Genomic DNA, 841 nt, shown 5'->3' with positions numbered 1-841 from the left:
TGGTGCCGAACCTCTACTTGGTCAGCCCGGAAAACGCTCTTCGCCTGACTGAGTACGTGCGCGCGGGCGGTCACCTGCTGATGTCGTTCTTCTCCGGCATCGTCGACGAGTACGACCGCGTGCACCTCGGCGGCTATCCAGCGCCGTTCCGCGAGCTGCTGGGCCTGCGCGTGGACGAGTTCCGCCCGTTGGACGCGGGCCAGGTGGTCGACGTGGAACTGCTCGGCGAAGCGGGCGGCGCGACGTTGTGGTCGGAGCGGATCACCACTGAGGGAGCGGAGGTCCTGGGGCGTTTCGCTGACGGCAGCCCGGCGCTGACCAGGTCGGACTTCGGCTCCGGCGTCGCGTGGTACCTCGGCACCCGCCCAGATCCTTCGCTGCTGCAAGCGCTTACCGAGCACGTGGTGGCGCGCGCGGGCGTCGAACCCGTGGTGGCCGGGCTACCGCGTGGCGTGCAGGCGGTGCGGCGTGGTGACTTCCTGTTCCTGCTCAACCACAACGCGCATCCGTCCACTGTGGACCTGGATCGGCCGATGACGGACCTCCTCGCGCGTGAGAGCGCTCCTACCAAGCACGTCGTGCTCCAGGAACGAGGTGTCGCCGTGCTGCGGTGAGCACTTACCATCCGGCGATGACCGTTGGCAGCCACGCGGATTGGCCGCTCACCGGCCGCCGCGCCGAGCTGGAGTCGATCTCGGCGGTGCTGCGGCGGGGCGAGCGGGGCGGAGTGCTGCTCACCGGGGAGGCCGGGATCGGCAAGTCCCGTCTGGCCAGAGCGGTGCTCGACGGCTGCCGCGCGGATGGCCTGCTGGTGGTCACGGCGACCGGCGCAGAGGCCACG

At 70.2% G+C, this 841-nt stretch carries 2 protein-coding genes; both read left to right on the top strand.

Going from position 1 to position 841, the window contains the following annotated elements:
- On the top strand, window positions 1-614 hold a 614-nt coding region (locus tag CCN37_RS36255), incomplete at its 5' end, for a beta-galactosidase trimerization domain-containing protein (RefSeq protein WP_210408371.1).
- A 17-nt stretch (window positions 615-631) separates the two neighbouring features.
- On the top strand, window positions 632-841 hold a 210-nt coding region (locus tag CCN37_RS36250), incomplete at its 3' end, for an ATP-binding protein (protein WP_143261983.1).

This window comes from Allokutzneria sp. NRRL B-24872 (assembly GCF_002155965.1).
GTDB lineage: Bacteria > Actinomycetota > Actinomycetes > Mycobacteriales > Pseudonocardiaceae > Allokutzneria.
Note: the sequence above shows the minus strand (reverse complement) of the source record. Positions and strands in the feature narration are given on the sequence as shown.